The following is a 26169-nucleotide window of genomic DNA, read 5'->3' on the forward strand; positions in this document are numbered from 1 at the left end:
GCCTGCTTCAACCGACCAGTCGGTATGCTGTGCCGGTGACCAAGGGGCAGCAGGGGAAAGACGAACCGGTCCGGCAGCGGCTGCTCGCCGAGGCGACCAGGCTGTTCGCCGAGCGCGGGTTCGAAGGCACCTCCGTGCAGGAGATCGTCGTGGCGGCGGGCGTCACCAAGGGCGCCATGTACCACTACTTCGAATCCAAGGACGACCTGCTGCGCGAGATCTACGGCAGGGTCCTGCGCCTGCAGCTCGACCGGCTCACCCACATCGCGGGCGGCGCCGGCACGGTGGAGGAGCGCCTGCACCGCGCCGCCGCCGACGTCGTCGAGACCACGACCGCCAACCTCGACGACTCCAAGATCTTCTTCCGGTCGATGCACCTGCTCGCCCCGGAGACCCAGAAGACCGTGCGCGCCGAACGCCGCCGCTACCACGAACGCTTCCGCGACCTCGTGGCCGAGGGGCAGCGCGCCGGCGTCTTCTCCGCCAGGGTCCCCGCCGAGCTGGTCGTCGACTACTTCTTCGGCTCGGTGCACCACCTGGGCACGTGGTTCCACGTGGAAGGGCCGCTCACCGGCGCCCAGGTGGGCAGGCACTTCGCCGACCTACTGCTCGCCTCCCTCGGGGCCGGGCACGCCGACGAGTGAGGCCAGCGCGGCCCGGTGGTCGCCCGGCGTGCCGAGCGCGATCTCCGAGGACTTCGCGCGCTTGAGATAGAGATGGACGGGGTGCTCCCAGGTCATCCCGATCCCGCCGTGCAGTTGCAGCGCCTCCTCGGCCACGCGCACCGCGACCCCGGCGTTCCACGCCTGCGCCACGGCCACCGAGACGGCCGACGGGTCGGCCACCGCGTTGCGGGCCGCGGCCCGCGCCCGTACGACGTCCAGCCACAGATCGGCCAGCCGGTGCTTGATCGCCTGGAACGAGCCGACGGGCCGGGCGAACTGGTGGCGCTCCTTGACGTAGCCGAGCGTCGTCTCCAGGCACCACTCCGCCACGCCGAGCTGCTCGCTGGCCAGCAGCGCCGCGCCGAGGCGCAGCACGGCGGCCAGGTCGCAGGCCCCTGCGTGCCTGGCCTCGGCCCGGTCGAAGGTCACCGTGGCGACCGGCCTGGTCAGGTCCAGCGACGGCCCGGCCGTCACCACGGCCGCCGCCGCCTCGACCGCGTACAGCTCGCCGTCCACGGGCACCAGCAGCACGTCGGCCGCGTCCGCCCCGGCCACGCCCGTGACGGTGCCGGACAGCCGGCCGCCCTCCGCCCGCACCGCCGAGCCCCGCTGCGGCCGGTACGGCGAGGCCGCGAACGACACCGCCAGCGCCGCCGTACGGCGTCCCTCGGCCAGCTCGCCGAGCAGCGCGTCCCTGGTCGGCAGCAGCGCCCGGGTGGCCAGCACCGCGCTGGTGAGGAACGGCACCGGAGCGACCGCCCGGCCCAGCTCCTCCAGCACCACGCCCGCCTCGCCAGGACCGGCTCCCGCGCCGCCCAGTTCCTCGGGGATGAGCAGCCCGGCCACGCCGATCTCGCCGGCCAGCGTCTTCCACAGGTCCAGGTCGGCAGGCTCGGACTCCACGCGCTCGATCACGGCGGCCGGCGGGCAGCGGTCGGCCAGCAGCGCCCGCACGCTCGCGCGCAGCTCCTCCTCGATCTCGGTGTACAGCAGGGTCATCGCGGCAGGTCCTTCCAGGGCACGTCCTTGTCGACGCGGGGTTCGGAGGGCAGGCCGAGCACCCGCTCGGCGACGATGTTGCGCAGGATCTCCGACGTGCCGCCCTCGATCGAGTTGCCCTTGGCCCGCAGGTAGCGGTAGCCGGGCCCGCGGCCGAAGAAGTCGACGTCCTCGGAACGCCTGAACGTCCAGTCGTCGTAGCCCAGGTCGCGGTTGAACTCGACGTCGAAGCCGGTCAGCGCCTGGTTGAGCTTGGCGAACGACAGCTTCATCCCCGACCCCTCGGGCCCCGGCTGCCCGGCGGCGAGCTGCTCGCGCAGCCGCGCGCCCGACAGGCGGGTGGCCTCGGCCTCCACCCACAGCGACAGCAGCCGCTGGTGCAGGTCGTGGGTCCGCAGCTCGGGACGCTCGCGCCAGGCGTCGAGCACCGCCGCCATGACGCCGCCGCCGCGGCGGGTGGGCGCGCCGCCGATGGCCACGCGCTCGTTCATGAGCGTGGTCTGCGCGACCCGCCAGCCGTCGCCGACCTCGCCGAGGCGCAGGTCGTCGGAGAGCCGCACGCCGGTGAGGAAGACCTCGTTGAACTCGGCCTCGCCGGTGATCTGCCGCAGCGGCCGCACCTCGACGCCGGGCGCGTTCATGTCGCACACGAAGTACGTCAGCCCGCGGTGCTTCGGCACCTCGGGGTCGGTGCGGGTGACGAGGATGGCCCAGCGGGCGTGGTGCGCGCCGGACGTCCACACCTTCTGGCCGTCCACCACCCACTCGTCGCCGTCGCGCACCGCCCGGGTGGCGAGCGTGGCCAGGTCGGAGCCGGCGCCGGGCTCGCTGAAGAGCTGGCACCAGATCTCCTCGCCGGTCCACAGCGGGCGCAGGAAGCGGCGCTTCTGCTCCTCGGTGCCGAACGCGAGGATCGTCGGCGCGGCCATGCCGAGCCCGATGCCCTGCTTGCCGCCGTTGATCTGCGGGGTGTCGGCCAGCTCCCGCTCCACGACCTGCTGCAGCTCGCGGGACGCGCCGAGCCCGCCGAGCCCTTCGGGGAACCACACCCAGGCGAGCCCGGCGTCGAACCTGGCCCGCAGGAACTCCAGCCGGTCCCCCGCCGGGTCGTGCCCGGCCAGGAACTCCGCGACCCGCTGCTTGATGTCCGCCTCGTTCACCCTTCTCACATCCACTTCTTGAGCTCGCGGTAGGCGAGTGAGCGCTTGTGCACCTCGTCGGGGCCGTCGGCGAGGCGGAGCGTGCGCGCGTGCGCCCAGAGCGCGGCCAGCGGGAAGTCCTGGGAGACGCCGCCCGCGCCGTGCACCTGCACGGCCTTATCGAGGATCCACTCGACGGCGATCGGCGTCGCGATCTTGATGGACTGGATCTCGGTGTGGGCGCCCTGGTTGCCCACCGTGTCCATGAGCCAGGCGGTCTTGAGCACGAGCAGCCGGAGCTGCTCGATGCGGATGCGGGACTCGGCGATCCAGTCCTGGATCACGCCCTGCCGGGCGACGGGCTTGCCGAACGTGGTGCGCGACAGCGCCCGCCGGCACATCAGCTCGACCGCCCGCTCGGCCATGCCGATGAGGCGCATGCAGTGGTGGATGCGGCCGGGGCCGAGGCGGGCCTGGGCGATGGCGAAGCCGCCGCCCTCCTCACCGATGAGGTTCGCCACCGGGACGCGGACGTCCTCGAAGACGACCTCGGCGTGACCGCCGTGGTCGGCGTCGGTGTAGCCGAAGACGTGCATGCCGCGCTTGACGTGGAGGCCGGGCGTGTCCCGCGGCACCAGGACCATGCTCTGCTGGCGGTGCTTCGGCGCCTCGGGGTCGGTCTTGCCCATGACGATGAAGATCTTGCATTGGGGGTTCATCGCGCCGGAGATGAACCACTTGCGGCCGTTGATGACGTACTCGTCGCCGTCACGGACGATGGAGGTGGCGATGTTGGTGGCGTCGGAGGAGGCGACGTCCGGCTCGGTCATCGCGAAGGCGGAGCGGATCTCGCCGTCGAGCAGCGGCCGCAGCCATTCCTTGCGCTGCCACTCGCTGCCGAACATCGCCAGCACTTCCATGTTGCCGGTGTCGGGGGCCGCGCAGTTGGTGGCCGCCGGGGCGATGGTGGGACTCCGGCCGAGGATCTCGGCCAGCGGGGCGTATTGGAGGTTCGTCAGGCCGGCGCCGTGCTCGCCCGGAAGGAACAGGTTCCACAGGCCGCGCTTCCTGGCCTCGTCCTTGAGGTCGTCCAGGAGGGGCGGGAGGTTCCAGCCGCTGTCGGCCGCCTGCTCCTCGAAGGCGGCCTCGGCGGGGTAGACGCACTCGTCCATGAAACGGAGCAGGCGTTCCCGCAGGTCCTCGGTGACGTGGTCATAGGCGAAGTCCATGCGGTGAGCCTACCGACCGGCCGGTATGAGTGTCGACAGGTGGATCCCCACAAAAACCGCCATGTGGCCATCATCAGGGCTAAGCCGGGCCTTCTAGGGTTGCCCTCATGACCGCCACGCTCCCTCAGCCCGTCGTCCTCGAGAACGACGTCGTCCGGCTCGAACCGCTCGCCCTCGCCCACGTCCCCGACCTGTTCGCCGCCGGGGGCGGGGACGACGAGGTGTGGCGCTGGCTGCCGGTCGCCACGCCGCGCACGGAGGAGGAGCTGGGCAAGACGGCGCTCGCCCTCGTCCACGACGACCAGCACGTCCCGTTCGCCGTGGTGGCGAAGGAGAGCGGCCGGGCGGTCGGCTGGACGACCTACGCCGACGTGCCCGGGTTCGAGGCCAGCGTCGAGATCGGCTGGACCTGGTACGGCCGCGCCGTCTGGCGCACCGCCGTCAACACCGCCTGCAAGCTGCTGCTCGTGGACCACGCCTTCGACCTGGGTCTCAACCGCGTCCTGCTGAAGACCGACGTGCTCAACACGCGCTCCCAGAACGCCATCCGGCGGATCGGCGGCGTGCACGAGGGCACGCTGCGCCGGCACCGCAGGCGGCCGGACGGCACCTGGCGCGACACCGTCGTCTTCGGCATCCTCGAGGAGGAGTGGCCCGAGCACCGGGCCCGGCTGCTCAACCGCCCGTGAGGCCCCCGGTCCGGCCCAGCATGCCGGCGAGCAGGTCGGCGACCGCGTGGCGGAGGTCGTCCTCGGCGGGGACGCCGCCCGCGCCGGCGACGGCGTAGAACATCAGGCCCTCGGCGTAGGCCACGAGCTCGGCGGCGTGCCGCGCCGGGTCCGCCGAGCCCATCGAGGCCAGCAACCCCGCGGCGACGTCGCGGAAGCGGCGGCCCGCGAGGTCGTAGACCGCGCGCAGCTCGGGCCGGCGGGTGGCCTCCAGGGCCAGCTCGTAGCGGGCGAGCGTACGCCGGCGGTCGAGGAGCTGCGCGTGCAGCGCCCGCGCGGCCAGCCGGGCCACCCCGTCCACCGTCACCGGGGAGGCGAGCGCCTCCGGCTCGAACACGGTGGACTCCAGCTCCGCGAGCCTGCCCAGCGTCAGCTCCAGCAGGGCCGCCCGCGTCCTCGCGAGGTTGGAGGTGGAGCCCGGCGGCAGGCCCGCCGCCTCGTCCACGGCCCGATGGGTGAGGCCGCGCATGCCGCGCTCGGCCAGCAGGGCGATGGCCGTGTCCGCGACGAGGTCGGAGCGTTTCACGGCAGCCGATCCTACAGGTCGCACTACACCCGTAGTACGCTGACACTACAGACGTAGTGAGCGGGAGGTCCTGACATGGCGGAAGCCGTCGTCATCGGAGCCGGGATCGGCGGCCTGACCAGCGCGATCGCGCTGCGGCAACGCGGCTGGGAGGTGACGGTGCTGGAGCGGGCGCCCGCGATCGAGCCGGTCGGTTCGGGGCTCGCCATCGCGGCCAACGCGCTCAAGGCGCTCGACACGCTCGGCCTCGGCGACCGCGTCCGCGCGCTGTCGAGGATCCAGGGCCAGGTGGGGATCAAGCGCGCCGACGGGCGCTGGCTCACCCACACCACCCCCGAGACCGCGGCGGGCCGCTACGACGACTCGGTGGTGGTCATGCTGCGGTCGGCGCTCATGGAGGTCCTGACCGGCGCGCTCGGCCCCGGCGCCCTGCGCCTCGGCGCGGCCGTGGCGGACGTGGACCCGGAGACCGGCATGGTCCGCACCGAGGCGGGCGAGGAACTGCGCGCCGACCTCGTGGTGGGCGCGGACGGGATCCGCTCCCGCACCCGGCGGGCGCTGTTCCCCGGGCATCCGGGGCCGGTGTACGCGGGCGTGACCGCCTGGCGCTGCCTCGTGCCCCGTGGCGACCTGGAGGTCAGCGTGACCGAGAGCTGGGGCCGGGGACGGGTGTTCGGGGTGAGCCCGCTGGCCGGCGACCTCGTCTACGTCTACGCCACCGACGTGCTGCCCGAGGGCGCCGTGCTCGGCGACGAGCGGGAGGAGCTGATCCGCAGGTTCGGCGGCTGGCACGAGCCGATCCCCGCGCTGCTGCGGGCGGCGGACCCCGCGGCGGTCATCCGGAGCGACGTCCACCACCTGGCCGAGCCGCTGCCCGCCTACCACCGGGGCAGGACCGCCCTGGTGGGCGACGCGGCCCACGCGATGACCCCCAACCTCGGGCAGGGGGCCTGCCAGGCCGTCGAGGACGCGGTGGTGCTGGCGCACACGGCCGGCGCGGGCGACCTGGCCGGCTACACCGCCGCCCGGCTGGCGCGCACCCGGCGGATCATGCGGCGTTCGTGGGCCGTCTGCCGGGCCACGAAACTGCGCGCCCCGCTGCTCGTGGCGGCCCGCGACGCCGCGCTGGCCTTCGGGGCGAAGGCCCGGCCGGACCTGCTCGTCCGTTCCATGGACGAGGTGCTGGGCTGGCGGCCCCCGGAGGAGGCGGTCAGCTCGCGTCCGAGGCGGCCGTGACCGCGCTCCCGGAGCCGGCGGCCGGGGAGGCGGCGGCCTCGACCGGCGCCGCCGGGTTCGCCGGGACGACCGGGCGGGTGTGGTCGGGGGCCAGGCGGCCCAGGGTGATCGTGCCGCCGATCGTCAGCGCGGCGGCGAGCAGCGCGGGGACCGCCGTGCCGGGGGCGGTCGGCAGCGGCTCGCCGAGCAGCAGCGCCCCGGCCAGCACCGAGGTGATCGGGTCGATGACCTGCACGCCCGCGTACGCGATGCCGAAGTAGCCGACCGCGTAGGAGCGCTGGAGCAGCACCACGGCGCAGACCAGCAGCACGGGCACCGCGAGGGTGAACCAGTGGACGAGCCGCCCCCAGTCGCCCTCCAAGCCGCCGCCCACGACCCGGACGAACGTCGACACGCTCGCGGTGACCACACCGGCTCCGACGGCGAGCACGATCGCCCGCCCCGCGCCCCGCATGCGGCCCGCCGCCACCTGCGTGACCAGCACGATCACGCCGATCACGGCGAGGAATCCGAGGGCCGCGCCGTCGCCGAGACGCGGCGTCACGTCGTGCTCGGGCACCAGCAGCATGAGCCAGAGCAGCCCGACGGCGACGGCGAGCGAACCGAGGATCTCCGCCCGGTACGGCTTGCGCCCGTACATGAACGCGGCCAGCGGCACCGCGAACACCAGCGTGGCCACGCTGATCGGCTGCACCACGACCAGCGGGGCGAGGCTGAGCGCCACCGCGTGCAGGCAGGCGCCGGTGAAGCCGATGACGCCGCCGATCCACCAGCGGGGGCGGCGCACCAGCTTGAGGGAGGCGCCCTCGGCCACGGCCTCGTACTGCTGGAGGGCGGCGCCGAGTGCGTAGCCCAGCGCTCCCACCAGGGCGATGAGCAGGCCGGCCCAGGTCATGGGCGGCCACGCGGGGGCAGAGATCCTTGCACGAGCATTGCTCCAGCTTAGGAGGACAGCGGAGCGGACGAATCATACTTTCGGCGGAACATTACTCAGATATCGTCCGCCACCTGGGGGAACATCTTTCCTTCAGGATGCCTCAGGGCAGACGCAGAACGCGTGCCCGGCCGGATCCTGCAGCACGATCCAGCGCACCCCATCCTCGGTGATCCCGGGCTGGAACGCGGGCCTGGTCGCGCCGAGCGCGACGTACTCCTCCACGGCCCGCTCCACGTCCGGCACCCGGAAGTCGAAGTGGAACTGCTTGTTCGGGCTGGGCCAGGCCACCGGCTCGCGCTCGGCCACACGGCCGAAGAAGATGTTCGTCGTGCCGTCGCTCACGGCGGCGTACTCGTCCTCGGCGTACGTGATCTCCCAGCCGGTGATCGCGTGGTAGAACTCGGCCATCGTCTTGGGCTCCTGGCAGTCGAGAGAGACCGCGAAGAGCTTCGCTTGCGTTGTCATGGCTTCAGGCTTCCAGCCGTACCTGTCACCTTTCGTCAGGTATACGGGAGAAACGGCGAGGGGCCGCGCCCTCCCGGGCGCGGCCCCTCTGAACGGCAGGTCAAGGATCACCGGGGGAACCGGCCGTAGTAGTCCCCGAGCCGGGCTCGATACTCGGGCTCCTTGAACCTGGCCTCGTCGAACTCGGGCGAGTCCTTGATCTCGGCCTTGGTGCGCGCCACGTACACGTTGCGCTCCTGAGGGTCGATGCTCGTGATGACCTGAGCCGGGAGCATGACCTTCTTGCCGAAGATCCAGGGGCCGGTGTCGACGATGATGTAACTCTCGCCGACCTCGTACGTCGCCTCATCGACGGACCCGATCTTGCCGTCCGTCGCCTGGACGTGGTAACCCACGAGGTCCAGGCTCTGGCCGCGGTCGTAGACGTCAGGACGATAGTCCCAGAGCTCCATGAGGTAGCTCATCCTCTCTCTTCCTCGTCTTCTTCCTCGGGCTCCGATCCACTACCCGGCGACAGGGGCCCAAACGTGCGGCAAAGCATTTGACAAGGACGCTTGACTGTCCTGACGAACCTGGACCAGGCCGCGCGCCGGAGCGACGGGTGTGGATACGATCCGCGCATCCGACCGTGACAAGGGGGTCAGGTGAGTCTCGACGGCCCGCAGGAGTGGGCGCCGCCCGGCGTGGACCCCTCACGATCGAGCGTGGCCAGAGTGCACGACGCCCTGCTCGGCGGGATGGAGAACTTCGCCGCCGACCGCTCGGTCGCCCGCCGGCTCAAGGACGCGGTACCGGAGGTCGTCGACCTGGTGTGGTGCAGCCGCGCGTTCAGCGGCCGGGTCGTGGACTTCCTCGTCCGCGAGGCGGGCATCCGCCAGATCATCGATCTCGGCGCCGGGCTGCCCACGGTGGAGAACACCCATGAGGTCGCCCAGTTCGCCGATCCGCTCTGCCGGGTGGTCTACGTCGACCTCGACCCCATGGTCGAGCCGCACGCCCGCGCGATCATGAAGGGCAACCCGTACGCCGACGCCGTCACCGCCGACGCCCGCGACGTCGCGGCCGTGCTCGGCCACCCCACGCTGACCCGGCTCGTCGACCTGTCGCGGCCCACCGCCGTCCTGGCCATCGGGCTGCTGCACCTGGTCCCCGACGACGAGGACCCGCACGGGCTGCTGCGCCGCTACATGGCGGCGCTGCCGTCCGGCAGCTACCTGGCCGCCTCCAACCACATGGCCTCGCCGAGCCCCAAGGCGAAGGCCCTGGAGGCGCTGCTCCAGGCCACGATGGGCACGAGCTGGTTCCGTGCGCGGGAGGCCGTCGCCGCCTACTTCGACGGCCTGGTGCTGGAGGAGCCCGGCGTGGTGCACTTCCCCGAGTGGCGGCCGGACGAGCGCGCGCCCGGGCCGCTCGCGCCCTGGGAGGAGCTGCTGCTCGGCGGCGTCGCGCGCAAACCGTGAAGCCCGCTACGCTGATCCGCGTGCCGCGACGTCTGATCTGCTCTCCGCCTCCCGCCCGCTAGCGGGCGGCCTCTCACACGACATCCGGGTCCTGGCGATCCGGGGGTGGTTGCTGCCCGCGTACGGGCCCTTTTCCCACCACCTCCTCCGGAGAGCTCCTGTCATGACCCATGTCTCCGCCCGGCGGGGCGCCGTCTACGTGTCCGTGGCCGCCACCGCCTGGGGCACCGGCGGCGCGGCCGGTTCGCTGCTGTTCGAGTCCGGCGGGCTCGGCCCCGTCGGCGTGTCCCTGTGGCGCTACCTGCTGGGCGCCGCCTTCCTGTTCCTGCTCGCCCCCCGTCCCGCCTCCCCCCGGCCGCTGAGCTGGCGGGTCCTGCCGATCGGGGCCGGGATGGCGCTCTACCAGACCGCGTACTTCGCCGCGATCGCCCACGCCGGGGTGGCCGTGGCGACGGTCGTCACCATGGGCGCCACGCCGGTGTTCGCCGCGCTCGGCAGCCGCTTCCTGCTGCGCGAACGGCTCGGCGCGCTCGCGCTCGGCGCGCTGGCCGTGGCGCTGGCCGGGCTGGTGCTGCTCACGGCGGAGACCGCCGGGGAGGCGTACGCCTCCGCCGCCGGGATCGGCTGGGCGCTGGCCTCGGCCGCCGGGTACGCCGGGGTGACCCTGCTGTCCCGGCTGTTCTCCCGTCGCCACCACGACGACGCGGCGAGCACGGCGACCGGCGGGTTCGTCGTGGCCGCGGCCTGTCTGGCGCCGTTCGCGACGGCCGGTGACGTGCTGCCCGAGGTCAGCGTGACGTCGGTGGCGCTGCTGCTCTACCTGGGCGCGGTGCCGACGGCGCTGGCGTACGGGCTGTTCTTCCGCGCGCTGACCGCGCTGCGGGCCACCACCGTCTCGATCATCTCGCTGGGCGAGACGGTCGGCGCGGCGCTGCTCGGCGTGCTGCTGTTCGGCGAGCGGCTGACGCCGCTCGCCTGGTGCGGCTGCGCGTTGCTGCTGGCGGCGGTGGCGGTGCTCGCGGCCCGGCCCGAGGCGGGCTGAGCCCGGGGTGGGAGCGGTGTGGCGGTCCGGGCCGCAACATGGGTTAAGGTCCGGTACGGCGGCGCGTGCCGTGCCGTCGCTGCGCTCCCACCCCGCATCGGGGGAACGGTGTCGGCGAAGCGTGCGTTGGAGGAACTGTGGCCTCACTCAAGGGAATATTCAGGAACCTCCTGGACCGTCCGGGCGGCGTGCCCCTGACCCCTTACCAGAAGGTCGTCAAGGCGGCCGGCGAGCGCGCCGAGCGGGTCAAGGAGCTCGACGAGCTGCCGAGGCCCGGCATGGACGACCTGGCCGAGTTCTGCGCCGTGGCGCGCGAGGCCGCCGACCGCACCCTGGGGCTGCGCCCCTACGACGTGCAGCTCCTCGGGACGCTCGCGCTGCTCGACGGCAAGGTGGCCGAGATGGCGACCGGCGAGGGCAAGACCCTGTCGGGCGCGATGGCCGCCGCCGGCTACGCGCTCCAGGGCAAGCGCGTCCACGTGATCTCCGTCAACGACTACCTGGCCCGCCGCGACGCCGAGTGGATGGAGCCGTTCTACGCGGCGCTCGGCGTGAGCGTGGGCTGGATCGACCAGAACTCCACGCCGGAGGAGCGGCGGGCGGCGTACGCGAAGGACGTGACGTACGGGCCGGTCAGCGAGATCGGCTTCGACGTGCTGCGCGACCGGCTGCGCACCGACGCCGCCGAGATCATCGTGCCCGCCCCGGAGGTCGCGATCATCGACGAGGCCGACTCGGTGCTCGTCGACGAGGCCCGCGTGCCGCTGGTGATGGCCGGCGCGGCCGACCCCGGCAACGCGGTGCCGGAGATGGCGGCGCTGGTCCGCCAGCTCGTCCGCGGCTACCACTACGAGATCGACGAGCAGGCCCGCAACGTCTACCTGACGCCCAAGGGCGCCGACAGCGTCGAGAACCTCCTCGGCGTCGAGCTCTACGACGAGCACGAGCCCGGCACGCTCATCGAGCTCAACCTCGCCCTGCACGCCCACGCGCTGCTGACCCGCGACGTCGACTACATCGTGCGCGACGGCAAGGTCCAGCTCATCAACCCCTCGCGCGGCCGGGTGGCGCTGCTCCAGCGCTGGCCCAACGGCCTCCAGGCGGCCGTCGAGGCGAAGGAGGCGCTGCCGCCGAGCGAGAAGGGCGAGATCCTCGACTCGATCACCGTGCAGGGCCTGATCCGCCGCTATCCGCAGATCTGCGGCATGACCGGCACCGCCGTCGCGGTGAGCGAGCAACTCGGCGAGTTCTACGGGCTGAAGGTCGCCGTCATCCCGTCCAACCGGCCCTGCGTGCGGGAGGACGAGCCGGACCGCGTCTACCCGACCGTCCCCGACAAGGACGCGGCGCTGGTGGAGGAGATCCAGGAGGCGCACGCGACCGGCCGGCCCATCCTCATCGGCACGCTCGACGTGGCCGAGTCGGAGAACCTCGCCAAGCTGCTGCAGCGGCGCGGCATGGAGCCGGTCGTGCTCAACGCCAAGAACGACGCCGAGGAGGCCGCGATCATCGCGCGGGCCGGCGAGCGTGGCGCGATCACGGTCTCGACCCAGATGGCCGGCCGGGGCACCGACATCCGCCTCGGCGACGGCGTGGCCGAGCTGGGCGGCCTCTACGTCATCGGCTCCGGCCGGCACGCCAGCAGCCGCCTCGACGACCAGCTCCGCGGCCGGGCGGGCCGCCAGGGCGACCCCGGCGCCTCGGTGTTCTTCGTCAGCATGCAGGACGACCTGATCACGCAGTTCGTCCCCGACGAGCGCCCGCCCGCGGCCGACCCCGACGGCATCGTCAGGCACCGGCGCGGCGCCTACCTGGTGGGCCACGCCCAGCGCGTCGCCGAGGGCGTCAACCTGGAGATCCACCGCAACACCTGGCGCTACACCCGGCTGCTTGAGCAGCAGCGCGAGCTGATTTTGGAGTGGCGCGACAAGGTCCTGCACGGTGACGCCGCCTCCAGGGCGCTGGAGAAGGCCGATCCCGGCCGCTGGGCCGCGCTGCCCGAGGACACCCGCGACGAGACGGCGAGGCAGATCGTGCTGCACGCCATCGACACGTGCTGGACCGAGCACCTGGCCTTCCTCCAGGACCTCCGCGAGGGCATCCACCTGCGGGCGCTGGGCCGGATGAGCCCGGTCGACGAGTTCCACCGCGAGGCGGTGGCCGAGTACAAATCGCTGCTGGCCGAGGTGGAGCGGCGCTCGCTGGAGGCGTTCGAGTCGCCGGAGCCGGACCTCAAGCGGCCCTCGGCGACCTGGACCTACCTCGTGCAGGACAATCCGTTCGGCACCGAATGGGATCGCATCCTGCGCCGGGTCAAGAATGCCACCCGCCGCGGCTAGCGCGGCAGAAAAAGATGTTATGGGGTCGCGGCTGAGGGCAGTGATGGGCTCATGGCTACTTTGCTCTGGATCATCGCAGTAATCCTCGTCATCGCCGGGATCTATGTGATCCTGGCCCGCCGCGACCTCCTGTGGGGGATCGTGCTCATCGTCCTCGGGTTCCTGGTCGGCCCGGGTGGCGTCAGCATCTTCAATGTCTAGGGGCGCAGGCCGCCCGCAGTTTCGTTCCGAAACGCCGCTGGGCCGATCTCCGAGAGCGGTCCAGCGGCTCCATCATGCCTGATTACTAAGATAAAAGAGCGTAGGTTTTTCCGGGCGACGGCGAGGACGCCATTGGCGTCCTCGCCGCGCGAAAACTCCCGGACTCAGCAGTGGCCGTTCTCGCCCAGGCAGTAGACCGCGTAGGCGCGGCCGATGACGGGCAGCGCCACGTTGCGCACCCGGATGCCGCCCGGTGTCATGCCCTTCTCGCTGCCCTTGTGCGCGTGCCCGTGCAGGATCAGGTCGGCGCCCGCCGTGTCGACCGCCTCGGCCAGCAGGTAGCTGCCGAGGAAGGGGTAGATCTCGTGGGGCTCGCCCTCCAGCGTCTCCTTGACCGGGGAGTAGTGCGACAGCACCACCTTCAGGTCGGCGGTCATCTCCTTCAGCGCGACCTTCCACGCCTCGGCGATGTAGCGGGTGTGGGCCACGAAGTTCTTGATCTCGCGCTCGCCGAACTCGCTCGCGCACTTGCCCGCGTACCCGCCGCCGAAGCCCTTGCCGCCGGCCACGCCCAGCTTGACCTCGCCGCACTGGATGACCACGCCGTCGTCGTGGAGGACGATGACGCCGGCGTCGCGGAGCGCGGCGGCGATCTCGTACTGGAGGTCGGAGTGGTAGTCGTGGTTGCCGAGCACGGCGATCGTGGGGACGGGCAGGCCGCGCAGTTCCTCGGCCACCAGCCGGCCCTCTTCGAGGGTGCCGTGCCGGGTGAGGTCCCCGGTGAGCATGAAGACGTCCGCGCGTTCCTCGATGCCCTCCAGGTGCTTGCGGTACTGGCCGCGGACGTCCTCGCCCAGGTGGATGTCCCCGACTGCCGCGATGCGCAGTTCAGTCAAGATGCTCGTCCTCTCCCGCGTCGGCGACCTCCACGACCATGATCTCGTTGTGCACCCGCAGGTCAGGGGCGGCCTCGTGCGCCACCAGGCCGAGCCGTTCGCGCTGCTCGGCCCCGCTCACCTGACCACGCAGGAAGAGCTGGTCGCCGCGGATGTCCACGCGGATCCCCAGCTCGTGCGTGCGCCCGTCCTCGGCCAGCGCCGCCTGGACGCGGGCCGCGACGTACTGCGGAGCTTCCATCGCTTCGCCTCCTCACTTTGTCGTCGCGTGCCCGGGTATTAACGCCTCAAACGGTACGAATAAGGTCAATTACCGCCCGCTCCACCGGTCCCGCCGTCGCGAGCTGCCCGAAGTCGGCGTCCGAGCCGAGCTCGGTCAGGGCCGCGCCGATGGTCCTGTCCTGGTCGTACGCCTCGATCACGCGCGGATCCACGTACGACGCGCGGGCCACGGTGGGGGTGTTGCCCAGGTACTCGGCGACCTCCCGCATGACGCGGGTGACCGCCCGCTTCTTCTTCGTCGGCCCCTCCCTCACGGCCGGGCGGGACACCGCCAGCCCGACGGCCGCCAGCACCGTCGCGTGCCAGGTGCGGAAGTCCTTGGCCGTGACCTCGTAGCCGATGATCTCCTTGAGATAGTCGTTGATGTCCTCACTGCGTATGTCGGTCCAGCCGCCCTGACGCCGGTACCGCAGCAGCTCGCCCTCGCCGCCGGCCCGCTTCAGCGCGCGCAGCACCGCGCACGCCCCGGGGTCGGCGACCTCGACCTCGCGCGGGATGTCGCCCTTGGCCTGGTAGGAGAAGACGACGTACCCCTTCGAGAAGGCCAGGTGCTCCATCCGCAGGGTGGCCAGGCCGTAGCTGTCGTAGCTCTCGCCGCCGATGCGGAAGAAGCCGATGTCGAGCAGCCGGGCCGCGGCGGCGAGCACCCGCTGCCGGGTCAGCCCGCGCCCTTGGAGCTGGTCGTCCACGACCTTCCTGAACTCCGGCAGCCGCTCGGCCACCTCCAGCACCCGGTCGAACTTGGCCCGGTCCTGCTGCTCGCGCCAGAGGTCGTGGTAGCGGTACTGGAGCCGCCCGGCCGCGTCGGTGCCGACGGCCTGCAGATGGCCGTGCGGGTCGGTGCAGATCCACACGTCCGTCCAGGCCGGAGGGATGGCGAGAGCCCTGATCCTGGCCAGCGTCTCGGCGTCCTTGACGGGCCTGCCGTCGGGGTCGGCATAGCTGAACCCGCGCCCCCTGCGTCGCCGGACGATCCCCGGCTCACTGTGATCACTCGGACGCAGCTCGGGCACGACACGCGGGCTACCCAGGACGTTATAGGGCAAACGACACGGGCAGAGGTGCGGGCATGGCTGATAAGGGAGAGTGGCACGAGGAACGGTCCTCACGGGGCCACGCCATGGTGCCGGCGACCCCACGCGATGTGGTGCACATCCGGGTGGGGTCGTTCATCTTGGTGTTCCTGTTCGCTTTCACGGTGCTCGGACTCATCGCGCAGGCGCCGGTCATCACCGGCATCGCCATCGCGCTCGCCGTGGTCACGGTGATCGACATGGTCCTCGCCGTACGACGTCAGAAGCAGCGACGAGACGGAGAGGCGGGCTGATCGGGTTCATGGCATCACTACGAGGGCGGGTCGTCGTGGTGACGGGCGCGAGCGGCGGCGTGGGCCGCGCGGTCGTACGCGAGCTGGGCAAACAGGGCGCGAAGGTGGCGCTGCTGGCGCGCGGCACGACCGGGCTCGGCGCGGCCGCGGTCGACGTGGGAGCGGCGGGCGGCGTCGGCCAGGTCTACGAGACCGACATGGCGGACTACGAGCAGGTACGCGACGCCGCCGAGCGCATCGAGACGGAGATGGGCCCCATCTCGGTCTGGATCAACACGGCCTTCTCCACCGTCTTCGCCCGCTTCACCGACATCTCGCCGGCGGAGTACGAGCGGACCACGCAGGTCACGTACCTGGGATACGTGTGGGGCACGAAGGTGGCGCTGGACCTCATGGGCCCGCGCAACCAGGGCGCGATCGTGCAGGTGGGCTCGGCGCTGGCGCAGCGCTCCATCCCGCTGCAGTCGGCGTACTGCGGGGCCAAGCACGCGATCCAGGGCTTCACGGAGTCGGTCCGCACCGAGCTGATGGCCGACGGGAGCAACGTCAAGATCACCGTGGTCCAGCTTCCCGCGGTCAACACCCCGCAGTTCGAGTGGGTGCTGAGCAAGCTGCGCAAGCACCCGCAGCCGGTGCCGCCGATCTACCAGCCGGAGGTCGCGGCCAGGGCGGTGGTGTTCGCGGCCGAGCACCCGGAGCGCAAGGAGTACTGGGTGGGCGGCATGACCGCCGCGACCCTCATGGCGCAGCGGGTGGCCCCGGCGCTGGTGGACCGCTATCTCGCGCGGACCGGCGTCCAGTCGCAGCAGACCGACGAGAAGCCGCCGAGCGGCGTGTCGAACCTGTGGGAGCCGGCCGACGACGACACCGACTACGGCGCGCACGGCACGTTCGACCGGCGCTCGACCATGCGCAGCCCCCAGCTCTGGCTGTCGCAGCACCGCCGCCCCATCCTGCTGGGGCTGGCCGGAGGCGCGGCGGCGGGCGCACTGGCGCTGCTGCGCCGCAGGTGAGCGGCTCACAGGTCCAGATTTGTCCTCCCCTGGTGTAAAGAAGCACACCCCATGATCGGCTCGCCGATCGCCAGAGGTGGCGCGGGATTGCCACCATAGGCTCACAGGACGGCGGGACCCCGGCCCTGGACGGGTCCGGGGTCCCTTCATGCGAGCGCGAAGGCGGGAGCGCGTGAACGCAACGGCGGAGCCGCCGGGCGGCGGGGACGGCCTCTGGAGCCGGATGGCCGGCACGAGAGCCGAGCTCCTGGAGCTGAGGCACGAGGTCAGCCACGGGCTCACGACACTCGGCCGGCAGGTCGGCGAGCTGACCCGGCAGGCCGAGGAGCACCTTGAGCCGGCCCGCCACGAGGTGCTGGGCAAGCTGGACGCGCTGCGCCGCGAGCTGGCCGGGCTGGGGCTCAAGGCGGGCAGGCCGCCGGACGAGGAGCGGTGACTACTCCGTGGCCTTGATGAGCCTGGCGTAGGCGAGCTGCAGCCAGTCCGACACCGCCACCGCCGTCATCGTGGCGCCGATGAGGCGGGTCGCCTTCGGCGCGATCACCAGGCCGGCCGCGTAGCCGGTCGCCACCCACTGCGCCAGGCAGAACGGGCACGCCAGCAGCTCGCCGAGCGCGCCGCGGGGGCTCTCCTGCACCTCGGCGGGCCCGCTCTGGCCCTCGTACCGGGTGAAGGGGGCGCGGATGGGGCTGGTGACGGGGTCCTTGGCGATGCGCCGGGACACCTTGTGCGTGCAGGCGGCCATGAGCGCGAGGTCGAGGAGGCCGATCCGGTCGGGGACGCGCCGGTTCGCGAGGCCGGCCACCGCCGCGGCGACCGCCACCGTGCCGCCGTACGCGGCGAGGATGCCGAGGTAACCACCGAGCGGACGATTCTGCCCGCCCTCGTAGGCCCTTTCTGTCTTTTCCAGGATTTCCGTCATGGGGCCCGCAGCTACCCTCGCAGGGCCGCATCCAACGCCTACTTGACCATTCGCTGGGTAGCCCGAACCTATGAGCAGCCACGGTCACGAGGTCACCGACGCCATCCTCGACACCTTGAAGCGCGCCAGCTCCGGGCTCAAGGACGCCGGGGTCAAGTTCGCGCTGGCCGGAGGTTGCGCCGCTTACGCCCGAGGCGCCGCCCCCTCTCTCCATGACGTCGATTTCGTCCTTACCGAGCACGACGTGCCGGCCGCCCTGGAGGCGCTGCGCCAGCTCGGTTTCCAGACGGCCAAACCGCCGGAGGACTGGCTGGTCAAGGCCTACGACGAGGGCCGGCTGGTGGACCTGATCTTCCGTGTGTCCGATCTCGACATCACCGAGGAGCTGCTCGACCGGGCCGAGCCGCTGAAGGCGTCGGCCGTGATCGTGCCCGTGCTGGAGGCCACCGACCTGGTGATCTCGTGGCTGCTGCCCCTGTCGGAGCACGCCTGCGACTACGGGGCGCTGCTGGCCCAGGTCCGCGCGCTGCGCGAGCAGGTGGACTGGCCGCGGGTGGCCGCCGTGACGGAGACCTCCCCGTACGCGGCCACGTTCATCACCCTGCTGGAACGGCTCGGCGTGCTCAACGGCCCCGTCGAGCCCTCCGGCGATTCCAAGTGGCCCTGACGCCCGCCCGCGCACGGCGTTAACCCGGCCGACGCGGGTAGACGGGGCGGAACCCGTCTCCGAGGAGGTCAAGATGCCCGAGCGCGATCTTCACTATCTGGCCGAGCTGGCCGCGCAACTCCGCGTCGACTCCGTACGCGCCGCCGCGGCCGCCGGCTCCGGCCACCCGACCTCGTCGATGTCGGCCGCCGATCTCATGGCGGTCCTGTTCGCCTGCCACCTCCGCTACGACTTCGCCGACCCCGGCAACCCGGCGAACGACCACCTGATCTTCTCCAAGGGGCACGCCTCCCCCCTCCTGTACTCCCTTTACAAGGCGGCCGGCGCCGTCGATGACGAGGAGCTGCTGACCTTCCGCAAGCGTGGCAGCCGGCTGGAGGGGCACCCCACCCCGCGCCTGCCCTGGGTGGACGTCGCCACGGGCTCCCTGGGCCAGGGACTTCCCGTCGGCGTGGGCGTGGCGATGGCCGGGCGGCTGGAACGGCTGCCGTACCGGGTGTGGGTGCTGTGCGGCGACAGCGAGCTGGCCGAAGGGTCGATATGGGAGGCCGCCGAGCACGCCGGCGAGGAGGGCCTCGCCAACCTCACCCTCATCGTGGACGTCAACCGGCTCGGCCAGCGCGGCCCCACCCGGCACGGCTGGGACACCGGCGCGTACGCCCGCAGGTTCGGCGCGTTCGGCTGGCACACCATCGAGATCGACGGGCACGATCCCGGGCAGATCGACTTCGCGCTGAGCGACGCCTCCAACACCCGCAGGCGGCCCACGGTCATCCTGGCCAAGACCCGCAAGGGCGAGGGCGTGCTGGAGGTGGAGAACCGCGAGGGCGCGCACGGCAAGGCGCTGAAGGACCCGGACAAGGCCGTCGAGGAGCTGGGCGGCGTCCGGGACGTGCGGGTCGCGGTGCACCCGCCGGACGAGAGCCCCGCCCCGTTCCGCTTCGACGACGGGCCGCTGGAGCTGCCGGCGTACAAGACCGGCGAGGTGGTGGCCACGCGGACGGCGTACGGGGAGGCGCTGGCGGCGCTCGGCGCGGCCAGGGGCGACGTGGTGGCCCTGGACGGCGAGGTGGGCGACTCCACCAAGACCGAGACGTTCGCCGAGGCGTTCCCCGAACGCTTCTTCCAGATGTACATCGCCGAACAGCAGCTCGTCGCCGCCGCGGTCGGGCTCCAGGTGCGCGGGTGGAAGCCGTACGCGGCCACCTTCGCCGCGTTCCTGACCCGGGCCTACGACTTCATCAGGATGGCCGGGGTCAGCGGCGCCTCGGTCCGGCTCGTCGGCTCGCACGCGGGCGTCGCCATCGGCGAGGACGGGCCGTCCCAGATGGGGCTGGAGGACCTCGCCATGATGCGGCCCGTGCACGGCAGCACCGTCCTCTACCCCTGCGACGCCAACCAGACGGCGGCGCTGGTCGCCGAGATGGCCGACCTGGAGGGCGTGTCCTACCTGCGCACCACGCGCGGCGGCACGCCGGTCATCTACGAGCCGGGCGAACGCTTCCCCGTGGGCGGCTCGCGCGTCCTGCGCCGTTCGGCGGAGGACCGGGTCACGATCGTCGCGGCCGGGGTGACCGTGCACGAGGCGCTGGCGGCGGCCGACGAACTGGCCGCGGCCGACGTCCCCGTGGGAGTGATCGACCTGTACTCCGTCAAGCCGATCGACGCGGCGGCGCTGGCCGAGGCCGCCACCACCACCGGCAACCTGATCACCGTGGAGGATCACCGGCTGGAGGGCGGGCTCGGCGACGCCGTGCTGGAGGCCGTCAGCGAGCTCGGGCCCCGGGTCGTCCAGCTCGGGGTGAGCGGGCTGCCCGCCTCGGCGACGCCCGAGGAACAACTGGCCGACGCACGCATTGACCGCCGCGCCATCGTCGCGGCGGTCAAGCGGCTGTTGTGATCAGGCCCGGTAGGGGGAAGGTCACCGCGCCTTCGCGGTGGCCTTCCTGTTGGCCTTCTTGATGGCCTCGACCAGCTCCTTCTTGGTCATCCTGGACCGGCCTGGCACGCCGAGCCGCTTCGCCACGCCCTGCAGGTGCTCCTTGCCGGCGTTGGCGTCCACGCCTTCGGCCGTGCGGCCGGACCGGTCCGTCGCGCCCTGGTCGGACGGGCCCTTCTCCGACTTCGGCTCCCAGTGGTCGCCGACCTTCTCGAAGGAGTGCTTCAACGCGGCGAACGCGGTCATGTGCGCGCGCCGGCCCTCTCCGTACTCCTCCACCGCACTGTCGTGCGCCTTGATCCAGGTGCGCTGCGCCTTCTTCGGTGAACGCTTGATCGTCGACGGCAGCTCTTCGACTCCCGGCATTCCCTTTCACCTCCTACAGGGGCGGCTCGTCGTAGCGGCGGCGTTCCTCGTACACGGTGGTGCGGCGGGTCTCGGGCTCAGCGACGATGTCGTGCCGGTGCACCGGTTCGTCGATCGGACCGACCGCCCTGCGGGTCACGGTGATCCGGTAGATTCCGAACAGGAGACCGACCAGACCGCCGAGCATGAGGATGACCCCCACCACGTTGATGTCAAGACCGGCGAGGTCGAACTCGACGGCCCAGGTGAGGATCGCACCGAGCATGATGAGGATGATGCTTCCGGCGATGGTCATCTGATTTACCTCCTTGACACGAGGAACTTCTATCCACATGTCGAAAAACAAACCAGTCGTGGTGATCGGGCTGATGGGATCGGGTAAGACCACCGTCGGCCGCCTCATCGCGGACGCCCTCCACCTCCCCCTGAGCGACAGTGACCCCTTCCTCCGTGCCCGCTACGGCGGGACCGCCAAAGAGATCGCCGCCCGCGAGGGCGCCGACGTCCTCCACCACTACGAGGCCCAGCACGTCCTGCTCGAACTCGACGGCGAGCCCAAGGTGATCGCGGCGGCCGCCAGCACCGTCGAGGACCCCCGGGTGCGCACGGCACTGCGCGAGGTGTTCGTGGTGTGGCTGGACGCCGACGACGCCGTCCTGGCCGAACGCATGAAGTCGGGCGACCACCGCCCCGGCTTCGACCCCAAGGTCATGCGGGCCCGGCGCGAGCCCTTCTTCAAGGAGGTCGCCGACGTGCACTGCGACGTGGGCGTTCTCCGGCCCGAGCAGGTGCGTGACGAGGTGCTGAGGGAGATGCGCTCCCGCGGCCTGGCATAATGATCATGACACATGGGCCCCCCGAGGCGCGCGGGGGGCCTGTGGCGTCCCTCTCGTCAACCATCCACGCGCGCCACGCATCTAAACGCTAGTGACTATGCGCTTGGTGCCCGGCGACCCCGAACGGCTTGGCGGCTTCTGGCTGGCGGGCCGTCTCGGCGCGGGCGGGCGCGGGGTCGTCTACGACGCCTACGACGACGACGGCCGCCGCCATGTCGTCACCGTGCCGCGCGGCGAGGCCCCCGGCCGGCGCTACGAGCGTGTCTCGTGCCCCCGGCTGGCCGAGGTGGTCGCGGTCGGCGTGGACGGCCGCGTCCCCTACGTGGTCGCCGAGTACGTGGACGGCCCCGACCTGCGGCGCGCGGTCGAACTGCACGGCCCGTACGCGGGCGAGGAGCTGCTCGCGCTGGCCGACGCCCTCGGCGAGGCGCTGGAGGCGCTGCACGCGGCGGGGCTGACGCACCGCGGGCTCAACCCGGAGAGCGTGCTGCTGGCGGCCGGCGGCCCCAAGGTCATCGAGCTGGGGCTGCCCGCCGCGGGCGCCGTGGACGGCACGTTCACCTATCTCGCGCCCGAGACGCTGACCGCCGGGGAGGCGGGGGCGGCGGCCGACGTGTTCGCGTGGGGGGCGGTGGTGCTCTTCGCGGCCACCGGGCACGATCCGTTCGCGGGGCGGAGCCTCGGCGGGGTCATGCACCGGCTGCTGACCGTCGACCCCGACCTGAGCCTCCTGCCCGGCGGACTGCGCGAGCTGGTCGGGAGCGCGCTGGCCAAGGATCCGGCGGAGCGGCCCGAGGCGTCCCGGCTGCGGATCGGCGGCGGCGCCGCGGTGCTGCGCCCGCCCGAGGGGCACGCCGGGCCGCGTTCGCTCGGGGAGCGCGCGGAGGAGGCGTACCAGGCGCTCACCCCGGCGCAGCAGGAGCAGGTGCCCAGCCTGCTGCTGCGGCTGCTCGACGGCGACAGCCCGCACGACGAGGGGGACGTGCTGGGCCCGCTCATGGACGCCGGCCTGGTGGTGCGGCGCAGCGTACGGGTGCCGCCCGCGGAGACCCCCGTCGGGAAGCTGGTGGCGGTCGGCGACGGGCGGGTGGCCCCGGCGAGCGCCGCGCTCTACCGCGCCTGGCCGCGGCTGCGCGGCTGGGTGGCCGACGAGAGGGAGAGCCTGCTCGTGCTGCGGAGCATCCGCGAGGCCGCCGGGCGCTGGTCGGCGCACCGGCGCGGGCGCGGCCACCTGCTGCGCGGCGAGGCGCTCGACACCGCGCTCGGCTGGGCCGCCGTCAAACGCCGCCACCTGCGGCTGAACCAGCTCGAACGGGACTTCATCGCGGGCAGCGTCGCCCTGTCCAAGCAGCGCAGGAGGCTGCTGGCGCCGGGGTTCGGCGTGGCCGGCGGGGTGCTGGCCGTCGCGGTGTCGATGGCGGTCGTGTCGGTGCTGGGGCAGCACGAGCTGCGCGGGCGGCTCGTGGAGGCGAACGCGCGGGCGGTGGCGGCGCGCGCGGAGGCGCTCCGGTCGTCGGACCCGCGCACCGCGATGCGGCTGAGCGTGGCCGCCTGGCGGCTGTCGCCGGTGTTCGAGGCGCGGGCGGCGTTGCAGGCCTCGCTCGTCCAGCCGGAGCTGGGCGTCTTCACCGACCCCGCGCCCGACTCGCGGGCCCGCTACCTGCTGCGCGGGGACGAACTGCTCAAGTGGGACGCCGACGCCGTGACCGTGTGGGACGTGGTCGCCGGGCGGCGCACCGCCCTGCACGCGCTGCCGCCCGGGAACCCGGCGCTGAGCGACGACGGGCGCTTCGCCGAGGGCGTGGACGGGCGGCCGTTCGAGCTCGCCACCGGCCGGACGCCGGGCGACGCCGCCGTGTACGTGATCAGCCGGGGTGACCGCACCCGCGTGTACCGGGGTGGGCGGGTGCTGCTGGAGGTGACCGGCCGCGGGGTGGCGGTGTCCCCCGACGGGACGCGGGCGGCGGTCTCGTTCCCTGACGGGCGGGTGGAGCTGCGGGAGCTGGCGGGACGCGCCAGGACGGCCGCCGTCACGGTCCGGCCGCCCCGTACGCCGCGGCCGGCGGCGCCGCCGCCGATGGCGTTCAGCCCGGACGGGCGGCTGCTGGCGGTCGCGGGACGGGACGGCGTCACCCTCGTGGACGCCCTCAAGCCCGCCACCGCCCCCCTGCCCCCGACCGCCGGGCCGTCCGGGGCGCCGGTGTTCAGTCCCGACGGCCGGCTGATCGCCCTGCCCGGCGCCGGCGAGGTGCGGGTCTGGAACGTCGCCGAGCGCCGCCTGTCCGGCTCGTACCCTCTCCGCGACCCCCGGCCCGGCCTCAGCTTCTCCCCCGACGGCCACTGCCTGCGCTACCTGAGCGGCACCGGCTCGGTGGTCTCGCTGGACGTGTCCGGCCTGCCGGTCCCGTCCGGGGCGCGCGTGGCGGCGGCGTTCTCCGGCAACGGCAAGGTCGCCGCCAAGGCGGTCGGCGACGCGATCGAGGTCACCGACACCGAGGACCGTACGAAGCTGGGCAGGATCGCCGCCGACGGCGACCTCGCCTTCGACGTGAGCGGCAGGCTGCTCGCCGTGGCCGGCGACCCGGTGACCGTCTGGCAGGTGCCGGGCGGTGAGCTGGTCAGCTCCGTCGACGCGGGCGGCGACGTCCTGGCCGTGGCCCTCTCCCCCAAGGGCGACCTGCTGGCCACCGCGCGCGGCCGCACGCTGGAGACGTGGGACGTGCGGGCGGGCCGCCGCGTCAGGGTCTACGAGGGCGCGGGCGACCTGGCGCTCGCGTTCAGCCCGGACGGCGCGACGCTGGCCGCCGGGTCCACCCTGCTCGACCTGCGCAGCGGCAGGGTGACCCTGCTGGACCTGCGGACCGGCGGGGCCACGTCGGACGCGCCGGTGCCGACCGCGCTCGCCTACTCCCCCGACGGCCGCACGCTGGCGTTCGGCCTGGACGGCGGCCGGGTGCTGCTCTGGGACACCCGCGAGCGCGAGCGGGTCGGCACGATCGAGACGGGCACCTCGGCCGTCGGCGCGCTGCGCTTCTCCCCGAAGGGCGACCTGCTCGCCGTCGAGGCGGCCCGTACGACGCTCTGGGACGTCCGCACGCTGCGCGAGGTCGGCCAGGTCGCCTCGTGGACGTCCGGGCTCGCCTTCAGCCCCGACGGCAAGCGGCTGCGCGGCGTGGCGCTGGACGGCACCGTACGCGAGAGCCCCGTGGACCCGGCGCTGGCCGCGCGGGAGGTGTGCGACCGGGCGGGCGGGTCGCTGAGCCGGGCGGAGTGGTCGCGGCTGATCCCGGAGAGCGGCTACCGGGACGTGTGCTGACCCGGCCCGCAGGGGGTCAGTCGTCCGGGTAGACCTTCAGCACCTTGCCCTTGAAGTCGGCGACGAGGTAGCCGGTGCGCTGGTAGTCGTCGCTGACGTACACGCGCAGGACCTGGCGGGGGCTGGTGAAGACGAAGTCGGGGTCCACGATCAGGTAGCGGGACGTGGGCCTGGCCACGCCGAGGTCCTTGTCGGCCTTCCTGAGCAGGGCGGGGAGGGCGTTCCAGTCGTACTTGTCGAGGTCCACGGTGGGGCCGTCGATCTCCCTGCCGAAGCCGGTCGACTTGGTGACCCTGCCGTCGCGGTAGTCGTAGCGCTCGGAGACCTCCGGGTCGTCCTGCTTCGGGGCCTGGATGACGGCGTACGTCGGGTAGACGGTCATGTCGGCGACCTTGCTGCCGCCGATCGCCGGCTTCAACTTGGCGATCATGGCCCGCATGCCGGCGGGGGTGAGCAGGTTCTCCTGCTCGGGCGCGGACTCGCCGGCCGGGGTCTGCTCGGGGGTGGACCGCTCGGCGCTCTCGCTCGCCGGAGGGGTGAAGGCCGACGTGGTCGTGCGCCCGTCCGGCCCGGCGTCGACCAGGGGGCCGCCGAGGGGGAGGAACCGCCAGGCCAGGACGCCCGCCACGGCCACGGCGGCGACCGTGGCCGCGCCGATCGCGTTGCGGGCGCCGCGGCCGGAACGCCGGGAGCGCACGGTGTCCTTCCGCCACACGGGTCTCGCGGCGTACGGCGGGGGCACGGGCCGGTGCCCGGGGGGTAAGCCTGGCGCGTACCCCTGCGCCGGGCCCGCGACCGGGGGCGGCGCCGCGGCGGCCGCGGCCAGCATGCGGTCCAGTGCCTCCGGGTGCGGGCGGGCGGCCGGCTCGCGCTGGAGCAGGGCGTGGAGGACCGGGGTCAGCGGCCCGGCCCGCTCCGGCGGCGGCACCGGCTGGTTGAGCACGGCGGCCAGCGTCGCCAGCGGGGTGGGCCGGCGCATCGGGTGCCGTCCCTCGACGGCGACGTACAGGAGCATGCCGAGCGACCACAGGTCGGAGGCCGGATCGCCTTCGTGGCCGTTGATGCGCTCGGGCGCCATGAACTCGGGCGAGCCGATGAACGACCCGGTCGCCGTCAGGCTGGTGGACTCGCGGACCGCCGCGATGCCGAAGTCGGTGAGCACCGACCGGCCGTCCTCGCGCAGCAGCACGTTGGCGGGCTTGACGTCGCGGTGCTGGATGCCGACGGCGTGCGCGGCGCGCAGCGCGGACAGCACCTCCCGCCCGAGCCTGGCCGCCTCGGCGGGCGTCATCGGGCCGCGCTGGAGGCGGTCCTGCAAGGAGCCGCCGGTGACCAGCTCCATGACGAGCCACGGATAGGCGTGCTCGCCGGGATCGACGATGTGGTGGATGGTGACCACGTGCGGATGGTTGAGCCGGGCCAGCGCGCGGGCCTCGCGCAGGACGCGGGCGCGCAGCTCGGCCGCCGCCGCGGGATCGCGCGCGTCGTCGTACGCGGGATCGGGCGGCCGGACCTCCTTGAGCGCGACCTCGCGGTGCAGGGCCACGTCGCGGGCGCGCCACACCAGGCCCATGCCGCCGCCGCCGAGCCGCTCCAGCAGCTCGAAGCGGCCGTCGATCACCCGATTGTGCATGAGGAG

General features: G+C 72.8%; 28 protein-coding genes. 14 read left to right on the forward strand and 14 right to left on the reverse strand.

Features of this window, described 5'->3' with window-relative positions; translation table 11 throughout:
• The first annotated feature begins 29 nt into the window (after positions 1-29).
• Positions 30-644 (forward strand): TetR/AcrR family transcriptional regulator, encoded by a 615-nt coding sequence (locus tag Nocox_RS34560; RefSeq protein WP_020543874.1) that lies wholly within the window; start codon positions 30-32, stop codon positions 642-644.
• On the opposite strand, the gene Nocox_RS34565 is transcribed toward Nocox_RS34560, so the two are convergent.
• Genes Nocox_RS34565 through Nocox_RS34575 form a run of 3 tightly spaced genes read right to left on the reverse strand, consistent with a single transcriptional unit; the run spans position 603 to position 4032 of the window.
• Entirely contained in the window at positions 603-1664 is a 1062-nt protein-coding gene (locus tag Nocox_RS34565; protein WP_020543875.1) for an acyl-CoA dehydrogenase family protein, read from the reverse strand. The genes Nocox_RS34560 and Nocox_RS34565 overlap by 42 nt on opposite strands.
• Positions 1661-2824: an acyl-CoA dehydrogenase family protein gene (locus Nocox_RS34570; protein ID WP_020543876.1), complete on the reverse strand. Its 1164-nt coding sequence runs from the start codon at positions 2822-2824 to the stop codon at positions 1661-1663. The genes Nocox_RS34565 and Nocox_RS34570 overlap by 4 nt, the downstream gene beginning before the upstream one ends.
• 5 nt (positions 2825-2829) lie before the next feature.
• Positions 2830-4032 carry an acyl-CoA dehydrogenase family protein gene (locus tag Nocox_RS34575; protein ID WP_020543877.1) on the reverse strand — a complete coding sequence of 401 codons (1203 nt, stop codon included), beginning with the start codon at positions 4030-4032 and terminating at the stop codon, positions 2830-2832.
• A 107-nt stretch (positions 4033-4139) separates the two neighbouring features.
• On the opposite strand from Nocox_RS34575, the gene Nocox_RS34580 reads away from it, so the two are divergent.
• Positions 4140-4721 (forward strand): GNAT family N-acetyltransferase, encoded by a 582-nt coding sequence (locus Nocox_RS34580; protein WP_020543878.1) that lies wholly within the window; start codon positions 4140-4142, stop codon positions 4719-4721.
• On the opposite strand, the gene Nocox_RS34585 is transcribed toward Nocox_RS34580, so the two are convergent.
• Entirely contained in the window at positions 4708-5286 is a 579-nt protein-coding gene (locus Nocox_RS34585; RefSeq protein WP_020543879.1) for a TetR/AcrR family transcriptional regulator, read from the reverse strand. The genes Nocox_RS34580 and Nocox_RS34585 overlap by 14 nt on opposite strands.
• Before the next feature lie 75 nt (positions 5287-5361).
• Here Nocox_RS34585 and Nocox_RS34590 point away from each other — a divergent pair, with 75 nt between their 5' ends.
• Entirely contained in the window at positions 5362-6522 is a 1161-nt protein-coding gene (locus tag Nocox_RS34590) for an FAD-dependent oxidoreductase (protein WP_020543880.1), read from the forward strand.
• Here the strand turns inward: Nocox_RS34590 and Nocox_RS34595 are convergent.
• From Nocox_RS34595 to Nocox_RS34605, 3 genes are all read right to left on the reverse strand, one after another.
• Positions 6497-7417 carry a DMT family protein gene (locus tag Nocox_RS34595; protein ID WP_020543881.1) on the reverse strand — a complete coding sequence of 307 codons (921 nt, stop codon included), beginning with the start codon at positions 7415-7417 and terminating at the stop codon, positions 6497-6499. The genes Nocox_RS34590 and Nocox_RS34595 overlap by 26 nt on opposite strands.
• Positions 7418-7549: 132 nt before the next feature.
• Positions 7550-7924, reverse strand: coding sequence for a VOC family protein (locus tag Nocox_RS34600; RefSeq protein ID WP_026214466.1), 375 nt, complete (start codon positions 7922-7924; stop codon positions 7550-7552).
• 107 nt (positions 7925-8031) lie between these two features.
• Positions 8032-8388 carry a PRC-barrel domain-containing protein gene (locus Nocox_RS34605; RefSeq protein ID WP_020543883.1) on the reverse strand — a complete coding sequence of 119 codons (357 nt, stop codon included), beginning with the start codon at positions 8386-8388 and terminating at the stop codon, positions 8032-8034.
• Between the two features lie 180 nt (positions 8389-8568).
• Here Nocox_RS34605 and Nocox_RS34610 point away from each other — a divergent pair, with 180 nt between their 5' ends.
• The 4 genes from Nocox_RS34610 (at position 8569) to Nocox_RS34625 (ending at position 12966) form a co-directional block, all read left to right on the forward strand.
• Entirely contained in the window at positions 8569-9384 is an 816-nt protein-coding gene (locus tag Nocox_RS34610) for an SAM-dependent methyltransferase (RefSeq protein ID WP_026214467.1), read from the forward strand.
• A gap of 163 nt (positions 9385-9547) precedes the next feature.
• A complete protein-coding gene (locus tag Nocox_RS34615) occupies positions 9548-10426 on the forward strand; it encodes a DMT family transporter (protein ID WP_020543885.1) in 879 nt (292 codons plus the stop codon).
• A 188-nt stretch (positions 10427-10614) separates the two neighbouring features.
• Complete coding sequence (gene secA2, locus Nocox_RS34620; RefSeq protein WP_020543886.1) at positions 10615-12765, forward strand: accessory Sec system translocase SecA2; 2151 nt, start codon at positions 10615-10617, stop codon at positions 12763-12765.
• A gap of 51 nt (positions 12766-12816) precedes the next feature.
• Positions 12817-12966 (forward strand): GPGG-motif small membrane protein, encoded by a 150-nt coding sequence (locus Nocox_RS34625; RefSeq protein ID WP_020543887.1) that lies wholly within the window; start codon positions 12817-12819, stop codon positions 12964-12966.
• Positions 12967-13130: 164 nt separating this feature from the next.
• Here Nocox_RS34625 and Nocox_RS34630 read toward each other — a convergent pair whose 3' ends face one another.
• Genes Nocox_RS34630 through Nocox_RS34640 form a run of 3 tightly spaced genes read right to left on the reverse strand, consistent with a single transcriptional unit; the run spans position 13131 to position 15157 of the window.
• The gene (locus Nocox_RS34630; RefSeq protein ID WP_020543888.1) at positions 13131-13862 is read right to left on the reverse strand and encodes a metallophosphoesterase family protein; all 732 of its coding nucleotides are present in this window, start codon (positions 13860-13862) and stop codon (positions 13131-13133) included.
• Positions 13855-14103, reverse strand: a complete 249-nt coding sequence (locus tag Nocox_RS34635) for a BON domain-containing protein (protein ID WP_020543889.1) — start codon at positions 14101-14103, stop codon at positions 13855-13857. The genes Nocox_RS34630 and Nocox_RS34635 overlap by 8 nt, the downstream gene beginning before the upstream one ends.
• A gap of 46 nt (positions 14104-14149) precedes the next feature.
• The gene (locus Nocox_RS34640) at positions 14150-15157 is read right to left on the reverse strand and encodes a DNA topoisomerase IB (protein ID WP_026214468.1); all 1008 of its coding nucleotides are present in this window, start codon (positions 15155-15157) and stop codon (positions 14150-14152) included.
• A gap of 56 nt (positions 15158-15213) precedes the next feature.
• Here Nocox_RS34640 and Nocox_RS34645 point away from each other — a divergent pair, with 56 nt between their 5' ends.
• The 3 genes from Nocox_RS34645 to Nocox_RS34655 all read left to right on the forward strand — a co-directional run bounded on the left by Nocox_RS34645 (position 15214) and on the right by Nocox_RS34655 (position 16920).
• Positions 15214-15471 (forward strand): hypothetical protein, encoded by a 258-nt coding sequence (locus tag Nocox_RS34645; RefSeq protein ID WP_157383130.1) that lies wholly within the window; start codon positions 15214-15216, stop codon positions 15469-15471.
• A gap of 8 nt (positions 15472-15479) precedes the next feature.
• Positions 15480-16484 (forward strand): SDR family oxidoreductase, encoded by a 1005-nt coding sequence (locus Nocox_RS34650; RefSeq protein ID WP_026214469.1) that lies wholly within the window; start codon positions 15480-15482, stop codon positions 16482-16484.
• 172 nt (positions 16485-16656) lie between these two features.
• The gene (locus Nocox_RS34655) at positions 16657-16920 is read left to right on the forward strand and encodes a hypothetical protein (protein WP_157383131.1); all 264 of its coding nucleotides are present in this window, start codon (positions 16657-16659) and stop codon (positions 16918-16920) included.
• Here the strand turns inward: Nocox_RS34655 and Nocox_RS34660 are convergent, their stop codons facing one another.
• Positions 16921-17406 (reverse strand): DUF1360 domain-containing protein, encoded by a 486-nt coding sequence (locus Nocox_RS34660; RefSeq protein WP_020543894.1) that lies wholly within the window; start codon positions 17404-17406, stop codon positions 16921-16923.
• Between the two features lie 70 nt (positions 17407-17476).
• Here Nocox_RS34660 and Nocox_RS34665 point away from each other — a divergent pair, with 70 nt between their 5' ends.
• Positions 17477-18073, forward strand: a complete 597-nt coding sequence (locus tag Nocox_RS34665; protein ID WP_020543895.1) for a nucleotidyltransferase — start codon at positions 17477-17479, stop codon at positions 18071-18073.
• Between the two features lie 73 nt (positions 18074-18146).
• Positions 18147-19973, forward strand: coding sequence for a transketolase (locus tag Nocox_RS34670; protein WP_020543896.1), 1827 nt, complete (start codon positions 18147-18149; stop codon positions 19971-19973).
• A 21-nt stretch (positions 19974-19994) separates the two neighbouring features.
• Here Nocox_RS34670 and Nocox_RS34675 read toward each other — a convergent pair whose 3' ends face one another.
• Positions 19995-20378 (reverse strand): ChaB family protein, encoded by a 384-nt coding sequence (locus Nocox_RS34675; protein WP_020543897.1) that lies wholly within the window; start codon positions 20376-20378, stop codon positions 19995-19997.
• Positions 20379-20391: 13 nt separating this feature from the next.
• Positions 20392-20673 carry a hypothetical protein gene (locus tag Nocox_RS34680; protein WP_020543898.1) on the reverse strand — a complete coding sequence of 94 codons (282 nt, stop codon included), beginning with the start codon at positions 20671-20673 and terminating at the stop codon, positions 20392-20394.
• Positions 20674-20710: 37 nt separating this feature from the next.
• Here Nocox_RS34680 and Nocox_RS34685 point away from each other — a divergent pair, with 37 nt between their 5' ends.
• Positions 20711-21214, forward strand: a complete 504-nt coding sequence (locus tag Nocox_RS34685) for a shikimate kinase (RefSeq protein WP_211212695.1) — start codon at positions 20711-20713, stop codon at positions 21212-21214.
• 97 nt (positions 21215-21311) lie between these two features.
• Positions 21312-24530 (forward strand): WD40 repeat domain-containing serine/threonine-protein kinase, encoded by a 3219-nt coding sequence (locus Nocox_RS34690; RefSeq protein WP_084685708.1) that lies wholly within the window; start codon positions 21312-21314, stop codon positions 24528-24530.
• A gap of 16 nt (positions 24531-24546) precedes the next feature.
• Here the strand turns inward: Nocox_RS34690 and Nocox_RS34695 are convergent, their stop codons facing one another.
• Positions 24547-26163, reverse strand: a complete 1617-nt coding sequence (locus tag Nocox_RS34695; protein ID WP_020543900.1) for a serine/threonine-protein kinase — start codon at positions 26161-26163, stop codon at positions 24547-24549.
• Between the last annotated feature and the right edge of the window lie 6 nt (positions 26164-26169).

Origin of the sequence: Nonomuraea coxensis DSM 45129, assembly GCF_019397265.1 — a bacterium.
Lineage (GTDB): Bacteria > Actinomycetota > Actinomycetes > Streptosporangiales > Streptosporangiaceae > Nonomuraea > Nonomuraea coxensis.

Excerpts from the sequence above, each read along its gene's own strand:
- Nocox_RS34690 (WP_084685708.1), top strand. The coding sequence starts at position 21,312 with ATGCGCTTGGTGCCCGGCGACCCCGAACGGCTTGGCGGCTTCTGGCTG.
- Nocox_RS34580 (WP_020543878.1), top strand. The coding sequence starts at position 4,140 with ATGACCGCCACGCTCCCTCAGCCCGTCGTCCTCGAGAACGACGTCGTC.
- Nocox_RS34600 (WP_026214466.1), bottom strand. The coding sequence starts at position 7,924 with ATGACAACGCAAGCGAAGCTCTTCGCGGTCTCTCTCGACTGCCAGGAG.
- Nocox_RS34635 (WP_020543889.1), bottom strand. The coding sequence starts at position 14,103 with ATGGAAGCTCCGCAGTACGTCGCGGCCCGCGTCCAGGCGGCGCTGGCC.
- Nocox_RS34645 (WP_157383130.1), top strand. The coding sequence starts at position 15,214 with ATGGCTGATAAGGGAGAGTGGCACGAGGAACGGTCCTCACGGGGCCAC.
- Nocox_RS34590 (WP_020543880.1), top strand. The coding sequence starts at position 5,362 with ATGGCGGAAGCCGTCGTCATCGGAGCCGGGATCGGCGGCCTGACCAGC.
- Nocox_RS34685 (WP_211212695.1), top strand. The coding sequence starts at position 20,711 with ATGTCGAAAAACAAACCAGTCGTGGTGATCGGGCTGATGGGATCGGGT.
- Nocox_RS34660 (WP_020543894.1), bottom strand. The coding sequence starts at position 17,406 with ATGACGGAAATCCTGGAAAAGACAGAAAGGGCCTACGAGGGCGGGCAG.
- Nocox_RS34650 (WP_026214469.1), top strand. The coding sequence starts at position 15,480 with ATGGCATCACTACGAGGGCGGGTCGTCGTGGTGACGGGCGCGAGCGGC.
- Nocox_RS34680 (WP_020543898.1), bottom strand. The coding sequence starts at position 20,673 with ATGACCATCGCCGGAAGCATCATCCTCATCATGCTCGGTGCGATCCTC.
- Nocox_RS34615 (WP_020543885.1), top strand. The coding sequence starts at position 9,548 with ATGACCCATGTCTCCGCCCGGCGGGGCGCCGTCTACGTGTCCGTGGCC.
- Nocox_RS34605 (WP_020543883.1), bottom strand. The coding sequence starts at position 8,388 with ATGAGCTACCTCATGGAGCTCTGGGACTATCGTCCTGACGTCTACGAC.
- Nocox_RS34695 (WP_020543900.1), bottom strand. The coding sequence starts at position 26,163 with ATGCACAATCGGGTGATCGACGGCCGCTTCGAGCTGCTGGAGCGGCTC.
- Nocox_RS34575 (WP_020543877.1), bottom strand. The coding sequence starts at position 4,032 with ATGGACTTCGCCTATGACCACGTCACCGAGGACCTGCGGGAACGCCTG.
- Nocox_RS34675 (WP_020543897.1), bottom strand. The coding sequence starts at position 20,378 with ATGCCGGGAGTCGAAGAGCTGCCGTCGACGATCAAGCGTTCACCGAAG.
- Nocox_RS34625 (WP_020543887.1), top strand. The coding sequence starts at position 12,817 with ATGGCTACTTTGCTCTGGATCATCGCAGTAATCCTCGTCATCGCCGGG.
- Nocox_RS34665 (WP_020543895.1), top strand. The coding sequence starts at position 17,477 with ATGAGCAGCCACGGTCACGAGGTCACCGACGCCATCCTCGACACCTTG.
- Nocox_RS34595 (WP_020543881.1), bottom strand. The coding sequence starts at position 7,417 with ATGACCTGGGCCGGCCTGCTCATCGCCCTGGTGGGAGCGCTGGGCTAC.
- Nocox_RS34565 (WP_020543875.1), bottom strand. The coding sequence starts at position 1,664 with ATGACCCTGCTGTACACCGAGATCGAGGAGGAGCTGCGCGCGAGCGTG.
- Nocox_RS34670 (WP_020543896.1), top strand. The coding sequence starts at position 18,147 with ATGCCCGAGCGCGATCTTCACTATCTGGCCGAGCTGGCCGCGCAACTC.